The organism is Candidatus Poriferisocius sp. (assembly GCF_965214065.1).
Classification (GTDB): domain Bacteria; phylum Actinomycetota; class Acidimicrobiia; order Acidimicrobiales; family Bin134; genus Poriferisocius.
This window is the reverse complement of the sequence record NZ_CBDCAT010000025.1, coordinates 123,382-139,251: the sequence shown is the minus strand read 5'-3', so window position 1 is coordinate 139,251 and position 15,870 is coordinate 123,382. Positions and strand designations below refer to the sequence as shown.

At 65.9% G+C, this 15,870-nt stretch carries 18 protein-coding genes; 2 read left to right on the top strand and 16 right to left on the bottom strand.

Annotation, left to right across the window (positions count from 1 at the left end):
- Position 1: 1 nt before the first annotated feature.
- The 9 genes from shc to ACOOGG_RS03445 all read right to left on the bottom strand — a co-directional run bounded on the left by shc (position 2) and on the right by ACOOGG_RS03445 (position 8,794).
- On the bottom strand, positions 2–1,888 hold the full coding sequence (shc, locus tag ACOOGG_RS03485; RefSeq protein WP_420432325.1) for a squalene--hopene cyclase: 1,887 nt from the start codon (positions 1,886–1,888) through the stop codon (positions 2–4).
- Entirely contained in the window at positions 1,888–2,886 is a 999-nt protein-coding gene (locus tag ACOOGG_RS03480) for a polyprenyl synthetase family protein (protein ID WP_420432323.1), read from the bottom strand. The genes shc and ACOOGG_RS03480 overlap by 1 nt, the downstream gene beginning before the upstream one ends.
- Positions 2,883–4,325, bottom strand: a complete 1,443-nt coding sequence (gene hpnE, locus ACOOGG_RS03475) for a hydroxysqualene dehydroxylase HpnE (protein WP_420432321.1) — start codon at positions 4,323–4,325, stop codon at positions 2,883–2,885. The genes ACOOGG_RS03480 and hpnE overlap by 4 nt, the downstream gene beginning before the upstream one ends.
- Entirely contained in the window at positions 4,322–5,176 is an 855-nt protein-coding gene (locus ACOOGG_RS03470) for a phytoene/squalene synthase family protein (protein WP_420432319.1), read from the bottom strand. The genes hpnE and ACOOGG_RS03470 overlap by 4 nt, the downstream gene beginning before the upstream one ends.
- Positions 5,173–6,075 (bottom strand): squalene synthase HpnC, encoded by a 903-nt coding sequence (gene hpnC / locus ACOOGG_RS03465; RefSeq protein ID WP_420432317.1) that lies wholly within the window; start codon positions 6,073–6,075, stop codon positions 5,173–5,175. The genes ACOOGG_RS03470 and hpnC overlap by 4 nt, the downstream gene beginning before the upstream one ends.
- A 130-nt stretch (positions 6,076–6,205) precedes the next feature.
- Entirely contained in the window at positions 6,206–7,000 is a 795-nt protein-coding gene (locus tag ACOOGG_RS03460) for a TetR family transcriptional regulator (RefSeq protein WP_420432315.1), read from the bottom strand.
- Positions 7,001–7,067: 67 nt separating this feature from the next.
- Entirely contained in the window at positions 7,068–8,252 is a 1,185-nt protein-coding gene (locus ACOOGG_RS03455) for an NAD(P)/FAD-dependent oxidoreductase (protein ID WP_420432608.1), read from the bottom strand.
- A gap of 22 nt (positions 8,253–8,274) precedes the next feature.
- Positions 8,275–8,475, bottom strand: a complete 201-nt coding sequence (locus ACOOGG_RS03450) for a ferredoxin (RefSeq protein ID WP_420432313.1) — start codon at positions 8,473–8,475, stop codon at positions 8,275–8,277.
- A gap of 133 nt (positions 8,476–8,608) precedes the next feature.
- Positions 8,609–8,794 (bottom strand): CAP domain-containing protein, encoded by a 186-nt coding sequence (locus ACOOGG_RS03445; RefSeq protein ID WP_420432311.1) that lies wholly within the window; start codon positions 8,792–8,794, stop codon positions 8,609–8,611.
- A 146-nt stretch (positions 8,795–8,940) separates the two neighbouring features.
- On the opposite strand from ACOOGG_RS03445, the gene ACOOGG_RS03440 reads away from it, so the two are divergent.
- Positions 8,941–9,195: a hypothetical protein gene (locus ACOOGG_RS03440; RefSeq protein ID WP_420432309.1), complete on the top strand. Its 255-nt coding sequence runs from the start codon at positions 8,941–8,943 to the stop codon at positions 9,193–9,195.
- 148 nt (positions 9,196–9,343) lie between these two features.
- On the opposite strand, the gene ACOOGG_RS03435 is transcribed toward ACOOGG_RS03440, so the two are convergent.
- The 7 genes from ACOOGG_RS03435 to ACOOGG_RS03405 form a co-directional block, all read right to left on the bottom strand.
- Positions 9,344–9,664 (bottom strand): hypothetical protein, encoded by a 321-nt coding sequence (locus tag ACOOGG_RS03435; RefSeq protein WP_420432307.1) that lies wholly within the window; start codon positions 9,662–9,664, stop codon positions 9,344–9,346.
- A 191-nt stretch (positions 9,665–9,855) separates the two neighbouring features.
- Positions 9,856–11,022 carry a thiolase domain-containing protein gene (locus ACOOGG_RS03430; protein ID WP_420432305.1) on the bottom strand — a complete coding sequence of 389 codons (1,167 nt, stop codon included), beginning with the start codon at positions 11,020–11,022 and terminating at the stop codon, positions 9,856–9,858.
- A complete protein-coding gene (locus ACOOGG_RS03425; RefSeq protein WP_420432303.1) occupies positions 11,022–12,077 on the bottom strand; it encodes a lipid-transfer protein in 1,056 nt (351 codons plus the stop codon). Before ACOOGG_RS03425 ends, ACOOGG_RS03430 begins: the two co-directional genes overlap by 1 nt.
- Entirely contained in the window at positions 12,077–12,670 is a 594-nt protein-coding gene (locus ACOOGG_RS03420; RefSeq protein ID WP_420432301.1) for a Zn-ribbon domain-containing OB-fold protein, read from the bottom strand. Before ACOOGG_RS03420 ends, ACOOGG_RS03425 begins: the two co-directional genes overlap by 1 nt.
- Complete coding sequence (locus ACOOGG_RS03415) at positions 12,667–13,113, bottom strand: Zn-ribbon domain-containing OB-fold protein (RefSeq protein ID WP_420432299.1); 447 nt, start codon at positions 13,111–13,113, stop codon at positions 12,667–12,669. Before ACOOGG_RS03415 ends, ACOOGG_RS03420 begins: the two co-directional genes overlap by 4 nt.
- A gap of 4 nt (positions 13,114–13,117) precedes the next feature.
- Positions 13,118–13,480 carry a PEP-utilizing enzyme gene (locus ACOOGG_RS03410; RefSeq protein ID WP_420432297.1) on the bottom strand — a complete coding sequence of 121 codons (363 nt, stop codon included), beginning with the start codon at positions 13,478–13,480 and terminating at the stop codon, positions 13,118–13,120.
- A gap of 38 nt (positions 13,481–13,518) precedes the next feature.
- Positions 13,519–14,601 carry a Zn-dependent alcohol dehydrogenase gene (locus ACOOGG_RS03405; protein WP_420432295.1) on the bottom strand — a complete coding sequence of 361 codons (1,083 nt, stop codon included), beginning with the start codon at positions 14,599–14,601 and terminating at the stop codon, positions 13,519–13,521.
- A gap of 72 nt (positions 14,602–14,673) precedes the next feature.
- Here ACOOGG_RS03405 and ACOOGG_RS03400 point away from each other — a divergent pair, with 72 nt between their 5' ends.
- Positions 14,674–15,831 (top strand): hypothetical protein, encoded by a 1,158-nt coding sequence (locus ACOOGG_RS03400; RefSeq protein WP_420432293.1) that lies wholly within the window; start codon positions 14,674–14,676, stop codon positions 15,829–15,831.
- The last annotated feature ends 39 nt before the right edge of the window (positions 15,832–15,870 follow it).

The window sequence follows — 15,870 nt, the reverse complement described above, 5'->3', positions numbered from 1 at the left end:
GTCACTCTCCACCGCTCGTTGCCCGCACCCAGCGGCCCAAGGCCATCACGGGGAAAACCAGGCGGTACAGGTGGTACCGGATATAGAAGTCCCCGGAGAAGCCGGTCCCGGTGTACCAGGGCTCGTCCCAGTCGCCGTCAGGGCGCTGGTTGTCCACCAGCCAAGCCACCCCGGCCCGAGCTGGCTCCCCGTCAGCTCGACCTGCCGCGATCAACGCCAAAAGCGCCCACGCGGTCTGCGACGGGGTGGATTCCCCGCGACCCCGCCAGTTGTGGTCGACATACGAGCGCATGTCCTCACCCCAGCCGCCATCGTGGTTCTGCACCGACTCCAGCCACCGGCAGGCCCGCGCCACCCGGTCGTCGTCAGTCGGCACCCCTGCGCTGATGAGTGCCGGAACGGCCGCGCCAGTGCCATAGATGTGGTTGGCCCCCCATCGCCCGTACCAGGATCCGTCGGCCTCCTGTTCGGCGCTCAGCCACTCAACCCCGCGGTCCACTGCCTGACGGTCCACCGGCAGGCCCAGCCCGTCGGCGTCCAACTCGCACAGCATCTCCACCACGTGAGCGGTCACATCCGACGACGGCGGGTCGATGACCTCTCCGAAGTCGCAGAAGGGCAGCTCGGCCACCAGCGGGGAGCAATTGTCGGCGTCGAAGGCCGCCCAGCCCCCGTCGGAGCACTGCATTCCCTGGGTCCACACCACCGCTCGCTCCAGCGCCTTTTGCACCGGCTTAGCGTCGGGATGGTGGATGCGGCGCAAGGCCAGGGCTACCTCGGCGGTGTCATCCAGATCAGGGTAGAAGCTGTTCTCGAACTCAAACGCCCACCCGCCGGGGGCCAAATGGGGACGCCGTTCAGCCCAGTCGCCCACCACATGGACCTCCTGTTCCAGCAGCCAAAGGGCCCCGGCTTCCATCTGGGGGTCGTCAGGTGCAACACCGGCATCGGCCAGCGCCACCAGTGCCAGGCAGGTATCCCACACCGGCGACTGGCAGCACTCCAGTCGGCGCATGTCGTCTTCGACAATGGTCCAGGCGTCGAACCCTTCGAGTCCTTGGGCCAAGATCGGATGCTTCAGGGAGTAGCCCCGCAGGTACAGGGCCAACAGCGAGTAAACCCACGGAGGCTGTATGCCTCCCCAGCAGCCATCGGACTCTTGTCGAGCGATGATCCACTGCTCGGCTCGACTGAGTGCCCACTCCCGCAACCGCCGATGCGGACGGTTCTCGTAATGATGTAGCACCTGATCGAGGCGCTGGAACCGCCGGGCCACAGACCCGATCGGGGCGAGCTCTCTTTCCGGGGGAGTGGCCCCGGTGCGGATCTCGTCCAAGCTGATCCCCATCGACCGCACCGGACGGTGAGCCCCCACCACGGTCAACGCCACCACGGTCTGGCGGGCCCAGCAGGCGAAGTCGTAGATGTTCAGCGGAACCTTCTTGGGCAAAAGGACCACCTCAGGCGGCAGCGCGGGCAGATCCTCCCACCGCCACAGGCCGAACAGCGCCATCCAGATTCGGGTGAACACCCGGCTGCGCTCCAGGCCACCCTCGCAGCGAATGTACGCGGCCGCTTTCGCCATGTGGTCGGCGTCGACCGGATCACCGGCGTAGCGGAGCGCCCAGTAGGCCTCCACAGTGACCGACAGATCAGCCGGGCCTTGGAAGTAGGTGGACCAGGTGCCGTCGGCCCGCTGGCTGTGGCGGATCCAGTTCGCGGTCTGCCGGGTGATCTCCGGGTCGGAGATGTCCAAGAACTCACGGAGGAACAAATCCTCGGCCTCTATGGACACGTTGGTCTCCAGTTCGTCCTTCCACCACCCATCGGAGTCTTGGAGACTCAGGAGCCGGTCGCGGGCCCTGGTCAGAGACTGCTCGGCTCCCATCAAAAATCCCTCCCTACGATGAACTGGGCCAGAGAGCACATCTCCTCCACCACCTCGGCAACTACCGACTCGTTTTGGGTAACGGAGTCGAGAGCCGACATCGCCAAGTCGAGGTGGGTCCGGGCCAGCGCCTGGGCGCCCTCCCGTCCGCCCCCCACATCCACTAAGGCTCGGGCCGCCTCTATGTCTTCGGCTTCCAAATGAGGACGGCCATAGAGATCAGCCAACTCACCGGCTACCGACGTGCCGCTGTTGAGGGCGATAACCACCGGCAGCGACTTCTTGCGCTCCCGCAGGTCAGCCCCTGCGGGCTTCCCGGTGCGCTCAGGGTCGCCCCATATCCCCAGCAGGTCGTCCACCGCCTGAAAGGCAATCCCCATGTGGGAACCGTAGGCGGCCAATCCCTCGACCACTTCGTCGTCGGCCCCAGCCAAGATTGCCCCCACTGACGAGGCGTATGACAAAAGCGCCCCAGTCTTGCCCTGTTCCATGGCCAGGCACTGCTCCAGGGTGATGTTGGACCTCTCCTCAAAGGCCATGTCCATGCTCTGGCCCGTGATCATGCCCGAGACCGCGTTAGCCAAGTGCTTGGTTGCTTTGACCCGAGGAGGGGTGGGGTCGGACATCAACACCTCGAAGGCCAATGCGTGGAGGGCATCTCCCACAACAACACCAACGCCGATGCCGAACTTGGCCCATACCGTGGCCCGGTGCCGGCGCTCGGCATCGTTGTCGATGATGTCATCGTGGATCAGCGAAAAGTCGTGGATCAGCTCGATGGCCACTGCTCCGGGAACCCCGGTATCCGAGGGTGCCCCGACAGCCTCGGCCGACAAAATAGCCAGGGCCGGGCGGGTTCCCTTGCCCCGCCCTTGAAAGTGGTATTCGGCGGGCACCCTCAGCTCGTCGCACAAACCGCCCAAAGCCGCGGCGATGGCGGGGTCGACCAGATTCTTGGCCCGATCAAGAATGGCCGGGGTCGGTGATCCACCGCTCATGCAATCGTCCTTTCTCGTTGGTCTTGCCAGACCGGCGTCGACGCGTCAGTGCCACGGCAGTAATTGAGCGCCATGAGGGCCGCTTGGTTGCCGGAGCGGACCGCACCTTCCATGGTGGCCGGCCAGCCGGTATCGGTCCACGCTCCAGCCAAAAACAGACCGTCGATGGCCGTGGTCGTGCCGGGACGAAGCCGACGGGTACCGGGACGACCGGCGAAGGTAGCCCGATGTTCTCGGGTCACCACTGCATCCAACACCTCGGCCTCGGCCGAGAGCGGGAAGAGATCGGCGAGCGCCAACTGATAGCGCTCGATCATCTCGGCGGGCCGGTCGCCGATCTCATCGAAGGCCGCCGACTGCGATACGGCCACGACTTGCTCGCCGCGGCTATGGGCACCAGTGGCCTCCCCCTGCTCATCCTCGGCCCAGTTGGCGGCCTCGGTGCGGTCGAACACGAACTGCACCGGGGAGTCAAGGGCCGCGGTGAACGGCACGTCCATGATCTGGCGGTCGAACACAAAATGCACGTTGACGATGGGAGAGATCCCGAGGTCGGCCAGGTCGGCTTGCCCAGCGACGGTTTCGGGAGGCAGCAAGCTGTCCAACGTGTCGTGGGGGACAGCGAGGATCACCGCTTCAGCGTCGATCCGTTGCCCGTCCGCCGTCACCGAAGGGCCGTGGCCCACGGCTTCCACCTGGGCTTGGAGCTGGATGCTCCCCCCTTGGGCGGTGATCACCTGGGCGGCGGCATCGCCGTGGAGGGCCGATAACGGCACGCGAGTCCAGCCCAAGTCGGCGGAATCGGCATCGTCCAAGAGCCCGGTGCGAAAGACCTTGACCGCCAGGCTCAGCGAGGCATCGTCGGCCCTCAGATTCACGGTGGGCAAGCAGATCAGGTCCCACAGACCAGCAATGGTTCGATCGGACTCCCCTCGAAATCGCAGCCATCCCCCAAAACTCATCTCATCGGTTTCCGGATTGTCGGGATCAAGGCGGCGCAGGGCCAGCGCGGTGCGAACCGCCCGGAGTCGGTCGGCAACCGACAGCGGGCCATAGCGCAGGAGCGACCGGGCCAAATGCAGGGGGGCCGGAGCGCCGGAACGAGAGATGCGCGCCAAACGGCGACCAGGGCGGGTCACGGGAACCGACAGCCGGGATTGCTCGGTCACTTGGTCGGCGACTCCCAAGCGATCCAAGAACGACCGGTACTCGGTGCAGCACCGCATGAACACGTGCTGGCCATTGTCGAACCATCGGCCGTTGCGCTGAAACGACCAGGTGGCCCCGCCCAACCGAGGAGCCCGCTCATACAGCGTCACCCGGGCTCCGCCGTCGGCCGAGGCAATTGCCGCGGCCAAGCCGGCCAATCCTCCTCCGACCACCGAAATCTGCGGCGCCGCGTCCGGATCGCCCGGGCGGCGGGAAACGGCAGAACTCATACGGATGCTCCGGCCAAGCTGCGGACAGCCACCCAGGCTTTTTCCCTGGTGGGCAGGGACATACGACCCTCCAACACGGCCGTGGGAGCCGCCGCGATACGGGCCAGCAGCCGGTGGTAGATCCCAGCCATCGCTCCGGTACAGGCCCGGCTGCGATGGTCCAGCATCTTGAGCAGCTTCAGACCCTCGGCGAACCGCCGCTCAGCCCGCTCGGCCTCGAACGACACCAGTGCACCCACCGCTTCGGTCGGCCCGGTCAGATCCGGAGCGCAGCCGAACTCATCAATGTCAGCCGATGGCAGATAGACCCGGCCCATGCCCCGGTCTTCCACGATGTCGCGCAGGATGTTGGTGAGCTGGAGGCCTACACCCAGCACATCGGCCAACTCGCTGGCCTCATCGGGATCACCGGTAGTGCCGAACACCCCCAGCGATAGGCGGCCCACTGATCCGGCCACCAGCCGGCAATAGTGCTCTGTCTCCTCGATGGAGGTGTACACCTTCCCCACGGCGTCCTGTTCGCACCCGTCGACGATCTCATTCAAGGCGGCCACCGGGATGGGAAACCGGTCGGTGGCGTGGGCGAGTCCCACCAGCACCGGATCTTCAGGGTCACTGAGGCCGCCGTCGGCCAGCGTGTCAATGTCGGCCCGCAGCTCGGCCAGCCGAGCCAGCTTTTCGTATTGGGGGAGCGGACCGTCGCCCACGTCGTCGATGCGCCGGGCCATGGCATAAAGGGCAGACATGGCCAGGCGCTTCGGCTTGGGCAACAGCCGGATGCCGTAGGAGAAGTTGCGGGCCTCGGTCCGAGTGATCTCCTCGCATCGCCGATAGGCGTCGGCTGTTTTCACTTTCGCATCCAGCGGGCCACGGCGTTGCGCGCGGCGCGAACCGGTTGGGCATCAGCCACTTTGCGGGGGGCAACCAGTCGAATCGCATGAGCCGCGGTGCGGACCTTTGTAGGGGTCCGCAGCTTTCTCAGCACCTCGTAGTCGGCCCCGGCTATGGCATCCAAAGTGGCAAATCCACCTGCGGCATAACCAGCCACCGTCACCTTGGCCCACCCGCTGAGGGAGGCCACCAGCGGGTCGCCTCGGCTGAGCAGCCCGCGGGCGGTGTCGCACTGGTGGGCCACCAAACGGCGGAGATGCTCCGGCGCCCGGGCCGCGACAAGATCGTCCTCGTCCACGGCGAAACGGGCCATTTCGTCGGCAGGGAAGTAGATGCGGCCCTTTTCGACGTAGTCCTCCCGGATGTCTTGAAGGTGCTCTATCAATTGCAGGCCGGTGCACACCGCATCGCTGAGGGCGATGCGCTCGGAAGTTGCCGATTCGAAAACCGCCAGCACCAGTCGCCCCACGGGGTTGGCCGACAACGTGCAGTACTCGGCCAATTCGGCCTGGGTCTGGTAGCGGTGCTTGCGCTGATCCAGCCGGTTGGCTTCGATGAGCGCTAGGAACGGCTCGTCGTCGATGTCCAATTTGGTGAGGAGAGGGGTGAGCCGGGCCATCACCGGGTGGGTGGCACCGCCGCTGCGGGCTCGATGGAGCTCCTCTTCTACCCAGTCCAGCGCGGCCAAACGGTCGCCGTCGTATTCGTCTCCGATGTCGTCCACCAATCGGGCGAATCCGTAGACGGCCAGCAGATGGGCCCGAGGGCGCGCCGGGACAGCTCGCAGCACAACCGGGAAGTTTTCGCTTCCCATCTGGGTCATGATCGAGTTCAGATCGAACTCGACTTCTGTCTGCACAACGCCCCCGCTGCTTTCTGGGCTAACCCGCTGGTCAACGAGCTAGCCGGGCCATTTTTGACAATGTTCTGACAATTGTTACCCAATTGCAAACAAAAGAGTGACCATCAGGTCACCTTTTTGTACGCGCTCAATCCGGGGCTGTCAAGGCATTGACAGCCCCGGAGTCGTCAAAGGTGGGACGATCAGCGAATCGACCCATGAGGCCCTCGGCGAAAATGTGGGCGATGGCGTCCATAATGAGGGCGCCCGCGAGCCGGTGCCCCCGGGGATCGTCGGACAGCGCCTCGCCAAGTCGCTCGGCCAGCCGCCAGAACACCCGCTGGGCGGCGGCGGCATGCTCCACCTGGCCTTGCACCGATCGCTTGGCCACCTCCAGCATGATGGGCAGGCCAGGCAGGAGCGATTCTGCCAGACGGCGGGTGAGCTCTTGGCGGCTCAACCCGGTCTCGCCGTGGATCGAAGCGGCGAATTCTTCCGCGGTGTTGTCCACCACAACTTCCACCGCTCGGAAGAACAGGTCCTGCTTGGAACGGTAGTAGCGGTAGAAGGTCCCCTTGGCCACACCGGCTTGAGTGCAGATGTCGGCCACGCTCACCTCTGTGTAGCCCCTGAGGGCGAACTCCTGGATGGCCACTTCCCGAAGCTGCTCGCCGCTGTCAGCCAAGTTGGCCACTTCAGCGTGATCGGGGTTCTCCGCGTTCATGATCTGGGCGATATGGCGCAACGGCAAGCGGTGGCGCTCTCTCAGTTCCCTGATCTGCTCGACTGCGTCGGCGTGGCGCTGGCTGTAGAGGAAGCGGTTGGCGGCGGCCTGGCGGGGCGCGGGCAATAGACCCAGCCGCCGGTAGTGGTGGATGGAGGCAGCCGGGACTCCGGTGCGGGCTACAAGCTCGCTGATGGGGAACTCGCCGGGAGTACCCATGCCTCCACTCTTATTCGCTTTGCTCTGCCACCGCCAGCGCGTCTTCGAAACTCGTGGCCGCGAATGGCTATTCCTGCTCGGCGATCTTGATTGCCTCATCGAAACTCGTGCCTTGCTCGATGAGGTTGCGGTACTTCATTACGTGGCGGGGACGGTTGAATCCGAGCACGCCCACTAGGCGGCCGGCTCGGCCGTAGAGAGCGGCAAAGCGCCGCTCTTCGGTCGAACCGGTGATGATGCGCACTTCGTCGTCGGGCCGGGCCCGCCCGGCCAACTGGATCTTGCGGTCGTACTGGTCGCTCCAGAACCACGGCACCGGGGTGTAGGGCTGGGCCTCGTTGTCGGAGGCCAATAGTCGGCGGGCGGCGTGCTGGCCTTGGTCGATGGCGTTGTCCCAGTGCTCTACCCGCATGGTCTCGCCGAACATGCGGTTGGGCCAGCGGGCCACGTCGCCGGCCGCGGCAATGCCCGGGGCAGCCAGGCTGGTCTCATCGCACACCACCCCGTTGTCGAGCGTCAGCCCAGAACCCTCCAACCACTCGGTGTTGGGAATCACACCGATACCCACCACCACCACGTCGGCTTCGACCGATGTGCCATCGCTGAGGTTCACCCGCTCCACCCGGCCATGGCCGTCGAAGCCGTCGACCCCCACCCCCAAGCGCAAGTCCACTCCGTGATCCCGGTGGACCTCGGCGCAGACCGTGCCCACTTCGGTGCCCAAGATCCGGCCCAGCGGCACGGGCAGGGCCTCGATCACGGTTACCTCCAGGCCCCGCTGCCGGGCGGTGGCCGCCACCTCGGCGCCGATGAAACCGGCCCCGACAACCACTACTCGCTGGGGAGTAGCCTCCAGCTCGGCGCGGATGGCCAGGCAATCGTCGAGGCCCCGCAGGGTGTAGATGCCGTCGAGGCCGTTGGTGGGCAGCTCTCGGCAACGGGCCCCAGTGGCGATGAGGATGCCGTCGGCGGCGACTGCTGAGCCGTCGTCCAGCGTCACAGTCCGGCGGGCGACATCGAGGCTCACGGCCCGGCGACCCAGTCTCCAGTCAGCGCCCAGCTCCTGGAGCGATTCATCGTCAGACAGCGCGATGCGGTCGAGCTCCCACTCTCCGGCGAGGAGCTGTTTGGACAGGGGAGGCCGGTCGTAGGGCTGGTGGGGCTCATCGCCGACGATGGTGATGGCCCCGTCGAATCCGTCTCGCCGTAGCGACTCCGCGGCCCGGGTTCCGGCCAGCGAGGCTCCGACGATGGCTAGAGAGCGCAGCGGGGGATTACTCCTCGGCGACGGAGATGGCCTGCTTGGGGCAGCGCTGAACCGATTCGTTCACTCGCTCGCGGGCCTCATCCCCCGGGGTCTCGTTCAACAGGTACAAAAAGTCGTCGTCGCGCACCTCGAAAACATCAGGAGCGACCTGCATGCAAATGGCGTTGCTCTCGCACAGGTCGTAGTCCACGACCACCCGGTATCCCATTGGTTCCTCCCATCTCCCAAAAAGACACCCCGACCCTACCCAACCAACCCCGCCCTGTCGCCATCAAGCCGCTGAACACCTCGGGGCCCGCCGGTCTGTCAAGGTTCCTGCTAGCCCTGGTGCAGAGGCCTGCTCACCGGTAGGCGGCGAAGTTCTGGGTTATGTAGACCTTGCGGTCGTAGATGGCGATGCCCACGCCAATGCTCGTGATGTCGGGGTTGACCATGTTGGCGTAGTGGCCGGGGCTGTTTGACAGCCCCTCGAAAGCGTCGACCACAGTGGCGCTCAGCGCTTCCCAGCCGCTCTCCCCTCTCGGCAAGTGGTACAAGGAGATGTCTCCGCCGCCTAGCCCTGCCCGGCGGCCTCTCCTTTTCCATCAGTGACATGATTACCTCCTAATCGAGGTGACCGGCCAAAGGGGGGATGCTCGAACTGATGCATCTCAAAATAGATATAACTTTTGGGATGCAGACTAGGCAGATACCAGTACGACTGTCCGAGGCCCTGCTCGCTGATCTCGACGCCCTCGTTTCGGGCGGCGCCTATAAATCTCGGGCCGCAGCTATCCGGGCCGGCATCGAGGCGGTCGCCCACGCGGAGCAGCAGCGCCGGATCGACCAGGAAATCGTCGACGGGTACACCCGCCACCCGCCGACTGAGGCAGAAGCGCAAGCCGCACTCGCTTCGCTACGCCAGGCTATTGAAGAAGAACCCTGGTGAGCGCCCCCGGCCGCGGCGAAGTCTGGTGGGGAGAATTCGAACGCATCTGCACCCTCGGACCAGACCGCCTCGCCCAAGCCTGCACCGCCCTGCGAACCGCCCTGGCCTGCTAACCCAAACCAACCCGCCACCCGCCGACTGAGGCACCCTACAAGCAGTGGTGTTGGGTGTAGGTGCGGATTTGTTGGCGGGCTTGGGTGACGGCTTCTTCTAGGGCGAAGGCTCGGCGGAACAGCTCTTGGAGGTCTTCGATCTCGTCGATCTCCCGGGAGGCGTTGGCCACGGTGGTGGCTGCGGCTCGGATGTCGGGCGGGGCGGCTGCCTCAAGGGCGTCTAGCTGGGCCAAGTCTTCCTCGCCTTCGGCCGGTTGCATCCCCACCCTGTCTTCAGCCAGCTCGCAGAACGCCACCAGGTCGCCCTCGTCGTCGCTGCCACACGCCCCCAACAAGACAAAGAACGATAAGACCACTGCCGCCCAAACTGGCCAGGAAGTGACCTGACGCGGCCAAAGCCGCGAAACCAGGCGGGCCGGGGGGTGGCGCCGGAGGCGGACCTGGCGCACGCGAAGCACGCCAGGCCGCCGTAGAGCGACAGGACCCGCCGGCTCGCCGGAAGATCCGCCACCCCGTGTAAAGCGCCTCACCCCAATAGCTTGCCCGCTCAGGAAGTGGGCTTGTCGGCGCCCACGATCCACATGGCGTAATACTGGGCGCCGCCGCCGTAGGCGTGGCCGAAGGCTTTGCGGGCGCCGTCCACCTGGTGGTCGCCGGCCATGCCCCGGACCTGGAGGGCGGCCTCGGCGAAGCGGATCATGCCCGACGCCCCGATGGGGTTGGACGACAGCACCCCTCCCGAGCAGTTCACCGGCAGATCGCCGCCGTCGAGGTGGGTGGCGCCTTCCTCCACCAGCTTCCAGCCGTCGCCGATCTCGCAGAAACCCAGGCTCTCCAGCCACATGGGCTCGTACCACGAGAACGGCACGTAGATCTCCACCGCGTCGATATCAGCCCGGCGGTCGGTTATGCCCGCCTGGGCGAACACGTCGTCGGCGCAGTCCCGGCTGGCCTGGGGGTTGACCTCGTCGCGCCCGGGGAAGTTGTTGGCCTCGCTGCGCAGGGCCGTGCCATGGATCCAAGCCACCGGTTTGGTCGAGGCATCACCGGCAGCCTCGTCGCCCAGCACCAGAGCACAGGCCCCGTCCGACGACGGGCAAGTCTCAGAAAACCGGATCGGTTCCCACAGCATGGGCGACTCCACAACCTGGTCGAAGGTCAGATCCTTCTGTTGCAGGTGGGCATAGGGGTTGCGCAACGCATGCTGGCGGTCTTTGAACGCCACCATGCAGCCGATCAGCTCAGGGGCGTTGGTGCGGGCCATGTACTGGCGGATGATGGGCGAGAAGTAGCCGCCGGCCCCGGCGTTGATCGACACCGAGAACGGCTGGGGCAAAGACAGCGCCCAGGTGGCATTGGACTCCGACTGCTTCTCAAACCCCAGCGTTAGCACCCGGCGGTGGATGCCCGCTTGCACCAGCGAGGCGGCCACCACGGCGGTAGAGCCTCCCACCGAGCCTGCGGTGTGGACCCGCAACAGCGGCTTGCCCACTGCCCCCAGCGCCTCGGCCAGGAATAGCTCGGGCTGCATGACCCCCTCGAAGAAATCGGGGGCCTTGCCCACCACCACCGCGTCGATGTCGTCCCAGCCCAGCTCGGCGTCCTCCAGGGCCCGGTAGGCGGCCTCTCGCACCAGTCCGGGCAGCGACACGTCGCCTCGGGTGGTCTGGTACTTGGTCTGGCCGACCCCCAGTACTGCGGTGCGTTCGGCCATCACTCCCCCTCCATCACGCACACCAGGTTCTGCTGGAGGTAAAGGCCCGAGGCGGCGTGACCCAGCACCCGGTCGGCCCTCCCGTCGTGGATCTGGGCCGCGGCATCGGCGATGCGCATCAGGCCGGCGGCCATCATGGTGTGGCCGGCCAATGCCCCGCCGCTGGCGTTGACGGCAGTGTCGGCTCCCAGCCCCAGCTCTAGCTCCAATATGTGCTCTTGGGTTGTGAATGGAGCGGCCAGCTCGGCGGCGTCCAGGTGGTCGGAACCCGCTCCAGCTTGGGCCGCGGCCTTCTGCGCGCTGGGCGCCCGGGTCAGGTCGCGCACTCCAGGCTGGTGGGGGTCGATACGGTGGTCGAATCCGGTGATCCACGCCGGGCGTTCGCAAAGTTCCCGGGCCCGGTCGCCAGCGGCCAGCACCACGGCCACGCCTCCGTCGGCGGAGGCGGCGCAGTCGCTGGGCCGCAGCGGGTTGGCGATGAACTCTTCGGCTAGAACGCCGTCGATGGTGGCCTCGGCGGAGGACCGCACCGCCAGGGGGTTGTCGGCCGCTCCGTTGAGGCTGCGCACGGCGATCTCGGCCAGGCGCTGCTCGCTTACCGCGCCCGACTCCAGCATGATCCGAGCCTGGAGAGCAGCCAGGGCAAAGGCATCGGGCCACAGCGGCCCCAGGTAATAGGGGTCGAGCTGGGTGGACAGCACGTCGCGCAGCGATCCGGGCGACGACTTGCCGTAGCTGTACACCAGCGCGGTGTCCACTCCGCCGATCTGGAGCTTCACCCACGCCTCGTACAGGGCCCAGGCCCCGTCCATTTCCACATGGCTCTCGCTGATGGGCGGCACCGCGCCCACCGCGTCCAGGGTGTGGACGAACGAGAACGCCTGTCCGGCCAGAAAGTCGCTGCTGCCCGAGCACGTGAAGCCGATGTCGTCCTGGGTGAGGCCCACACCGCCGCGGGCCTCGTTGATCAGCGGCACCATCAACTCCACCTCGGTGGTATCGGTGAGGGCCTTCTGCTGGTGCTGGGCCACCGATACCACGGCTACGTCGCGCATCAGCCCTGGTCTTCCTCGGCCTGCTTGGCGTGCCAGGCGTTGGTGCCGGCGGCGGTCACCGGGATGTCGGGCTCGCCGGTGGGCTCCCAGTACAAGATGTTCTCCGCGGTGCGGCCCAGTTGGTCGTCGGGCTTCCACACCGCCCGCACCCGCATCCCCATCCGCGCCTCTGAGGTATCGATCCCGGCCACCAAACCCAAAAAGCCGATGTCGGCGCCGTCGAGATGGATCCAGGCGCTTACATAGGGGATCTCCAGGTCATCTCGGCCGGGAATGGGCAGCCGAGTCACGCAGAAGCCCCCCACATGGCCGGTGTCAGGAAGCTCCACATACTCCGGGGTGGCCGCACCGTGACGGGGATCCACCCCCCGCGGGGGCACGAACACCGCGCCGTCCACCGGGGATCGCTGGCCGAGGACTTTGCGGTCGGCAAAGGCGTTCAGATAGCCCGATGACGCCGAGCCGGGTATGAAGTCGTATTCCAGGCGAATGGGGGTTCGCACCGACCGCACCAGCTCCACGTCGGCCAGCCTCTCGGGCAGGCGAACCTCGCCCGACAGCGCAGCCGGGGGAGTGCTCGGGTCGGCGCTCATCGGTCTGCTCCCTCGGGCACAAAGCCCTCGAGGTCGGCGATATGGCCTTCTCTCTCAGGCCGCCATCTGGCCGTCACCCGCATCCCGACTGACAACTCGTCGGGGCCATCCACCAGCAGCCCGTGGACCATGGGAGTGTCGGCCCCGTCCAATTGGATCAAGCCCAAGCCGTGGGGGTGATCCCACGGGGACTGGGATCGGGGCGGATCCACCCAGGTCCAGCTCACCACCTCGCCACCGGGACCAACCTCCGCGAATTCGGTCAGCGGCTCAGAGGACTCAGGGTCGTATTCGGTGGGGGGACACAGCACCGTGCCGTCTGATCTGCGGATGCCCAGGATCATTCCCTCACGCAGACCAGTGAGAAAGCCGCCGATCACCGGCCCAGTTGTGCGGGTAAACGGGTACTCCAGCACCAAGTCGGCCCGCAATCGCTCCGGCATTTGACTATCTCTGGCCGTCCACAGAGATAGTGCCAGCGTCGGTGTCGATGACCACCGTGGTTCCGTTGGCCGGCTCTTCCCCGTGGAAAACCACCCCCATCAGGCAGGGGATCTGGAAGTCCCGGCTGATGATGGCCAGGTGGCTCTCGATGTCGCCCGACCGGCACAGGATTCCAGCCAGGTCGGCCTCTATGGGAGCCAAGAACGTGGCCCCGGCGTCTTTCACCAGCGCCACCGTCTCGGAGGCGACGTCGTCGCCGGCGTCGAGCACCGCGATGACGTCATCAGGGGTGTCGAAACGCATCAGCCAGCCCTGGCCGGAGATGCCCGAGAACACCGGGCTGCCCCGGCCAACGACCTCGCCCATCAAAACTCGATGACTTTCTTCTCAGCAGGCATCGCTCGTCAAAACTCGATGACCTGGCGCACGACCTCGCCGTTGCGCACCGCTTCCAACGCCGGGTTGATCTCGTCAATGGTGATGCGCCGAGAGATCATGCTCTCCAAGTCCAGCCGGCCGTTCTTCCACAACCGCAGCAGCCGGTGGAAGTCAGTGCGCACGTCGGTGCCGCCGTAATACGACCCCACCAGGGTCTTCTCGTTGTAGAACAACTCGAAGGCGCTGAACGACACCATCTCCTCCATGCGGCCCACGCCCACGATGCAGCAGGTACCGCCCCGCCGTGTCATGTCGTAGGCGGTGCGCATCAAGGCGGGAACGCCGACGCACTCCAGGGCATAGTCGAATCCGTCGCCGCCGGTGATCTCGTTCCTGGCCCCCTCCAGGTCTTCGGGCAGCACCGCGTGGGTGGCCCCGAAGGAGATGGCCTCGTCCAGTTTGGCCGGGTTCTTGTCCACGGCCACGATCTCAGCGGCCCCGGCGATCCTCGCGCCCTGGATGGCGGCCACGCCCACGCCTCCGGCGCCGATCACCACAACCGACGAACCCGGGCTGACCTTGGCGGTGTTCATGGCCGCGCCTGCCCCGGTCATGACCCCGCAGCCGATGAGGGAGGCCACGTCCAATGGGATGTCATCATCGATCTTCACCACGCCCTGGCGGGGCATGAGCATCTTCTCGGCAAACGTGCCCGCTCCAGCCATACCGCCGATCTCCTGGCCGCCCTGGGTGAACTTCATCCGGGCCATGGAGCCGAAGGTGATGTTGGAGCACAAGTTGGGCTGGTTGCGGCCGGTGCAATAGACGCAGGTCCCGCACGGCGGGGACCACACCACGATCACATGGTCGCCAGGAGCCAGGTCGTCCACATTGGAACCCACCTCCTCGATGATCCCCGCACCCTCGTGGCCGAGAACCGCGGGAGGCGCCTGGGGAATGGTCCCGTTCATGGCCGACACATCCGAGTGGCACACCCCGGTATGAGTGATCTTGATGGCTACATCATCAGGGCCCAGATCCAACATCTCGACGTCGTCGCACACGTCCAGGTTGACCCCGCCCACTTCTCGCATTATCGCCGCAAGCATTTCAGGATCGTAGGCCGCGCCTGCGTTCTACGACACACCTAGCCACCAAACCGATGGCTAGTCTCATCAGCCATGCCGCAGACCATTCCGCTGGACATGGAGGAGCTGAACCGACTGGTGGAGTTCTGGGACATCCTGGTGTCGGAGAACTCCAAGAAGCGCACCGGTCTCACCTCGGGGTTGATCCCGGTGAGGGAGTACACCGGCTACTCGGGCATGGAGGCCTGGCTGCGCTGGCCCGACATCTTGGCCCGCTGCGACGAGGTGATGGAGGCGTCCGAGTTGGGGGCCAAGATGCGGGGGCCGGGCACGCAGACCACCAATGCACACCCCTTCGCCCTCGTCTGCATCCCGTTCGGCGGCTGGAGAGCGCTTGAGGAGCTTTCGGCCATGGGGCTCACCACCCAGGTGGACGACGTGGAGGATCGGGTGCGCTTCCTCATGGACTACTGGATTCGCTGGGTAGAGCCGTGGCGGGGCGACGGCTTCCGCTCGTGCTGGGATGCGGCCGACACGCTGCGGACCTGCGACCCCGAGATCATCGACACCCTGTATGAGGCGGCCTGGCCGGTGGAGTGCGACGGCGATAACCGCACCGCCCGCCGATTCGTGGCCGGACTCCAGCAATACCTCTTCTTGTTGTACCTCGACACCCGGCTGGGCACCGGGGACACCGGCCCCTACCCGCTGCCCAACGGCCGGCACATGATCGTGCGGGAGTTCTCGTCGCTGGCCCAGAGCTGGATCCCCTGGAGCCATGTGGCCGCCGACGTGCCCTATCAGAACCTGGTGGTGGGCTTGGTTTTCCGGCCCGGCATCCACAACCGGGTGAACGATCTGTCCACCACGTTCTCAGTGCCAGCCGACAACCTGGCCTGGCTGGAGTCCATGTCGGTGTTCGAACCCCGCCCCAACGGAGAGCTGGTGCCGGTGGACCGTGAGGAGATGCCCGAGATCCTGGCCGCAATCAAGAAAGCCCAGGGCGACGCCTACCGGCTGATGAACACCTGGACCTTTGAGGAGAAGGTCCGCAACGGCACCTACGTGTACTTCCGGGGCTTGATGTGGCCGTTCACCAACATGCTGGGCATCGACGACGAGTTCGACTGGTCGATTCCCCACCCCCACACCGCCGAGACGGTGTGGCCCGTCTTTGCCGGCGGCCTACCCGAACAGGAGGACGCCGAGCAGGTTCCATTCCCGATGTTCCCCCGCTTGAAAGGCTCCTGACTGTGAAAATTGACATTGCGAGCAGCCCAATCAGGGTGA

Coding starts and splice junctions, on each gene's coding strand:
- shc (WP_420432325.1), bottom strand. CDS start 1,888: ATGGGAGCCGAGCAGTCTCTGACCAGGGCCCGCGACCGGCTCCTGAGT.
- ACOOGG_RS03480 (WP_420432323.1), bottom strand. CDS start 2,886: ATGAGCGGTGGATCACCGACCCCGGCCATTCTTGATCGGGCCAAGAAT.
- hpnE (WP_420432321.1), bottom strand. CDS start 4,325: ATGAGTTCTGCCGTTTCCCGCCGCCCGGGCGATCCGGACGCGGCGCCG.
- ACOOGG_RS03460 (WP_420432315.1), bottom strand. CDS start 7,000: ATGGGTACTCCCGGCGAGTTCCCCATCAGCGAGCTTGTAGCCCGCACC.
- ACOOGG_RS03450 (WP_420432313.1), bottom strand. CDS start 8,475: ATGGGATACCGGGTGGTCGTGGACTACGACCTGTGCGAGAGCAACGCC.
- ACOOGG_RS03440 (WP_420432309.1), top strand. CDS start 8,941: ATGCAGACTAGGCAGATACCAGTACGACTGTCCGAGGCCCTGCTCGCT.
- ACOOGG_RS03430 (WP_420432305.1), bottom strand. CDS start 11,022: ATGGCCGAACGCACCGCAGTACTGGGGGTCGGCCAGACCAAGTACCAG.
- ACOOGG_RS03425 (WP_420432303.1), bottom strand. CDS start 12,077: ATGCGCGACGTAGCCGTGGTATCGGTGGCCCAGCACCAGCAGAAGGCC.
- ACOOGG_RS03420 (WP_420432301.1), bottom strand. CDS start 12,670: ATGAGCGCCGACCCGAGCACTCCCCCGGCTGCGCTGTCGGGCGAGGTT.
- ACOOGG_RS03415 (WP_420432299.1), bottom strand. CDS start 13,113: ATGCCGGAGCGATTGCGGGCCGACTTGGTGCTGGAGTACCCGTTTACC.
- ACOOGG_RS03410 (WP_420432297.1), bottom strand. CDS start 13,480: ATGGGCGAGGTCGTTGGCCGGGGCAGCCCGGTGTTCTCGGGCATCTCC.
- ACOOGG_RS03405 (WP_420432295.1), bottom strand. CDS start 14,601: ATGCTTGCGGCGATAATGCGAGAAGTGGGCGGGGTCAACCTGGACGTG.
- ACOOGG_RS03400 (WP_420432293.1), top strand. CDS start 14,674: ATGCCGCAGACCATTCCGCTGGACATGGAGGAGCTGAACCGACTGGTG.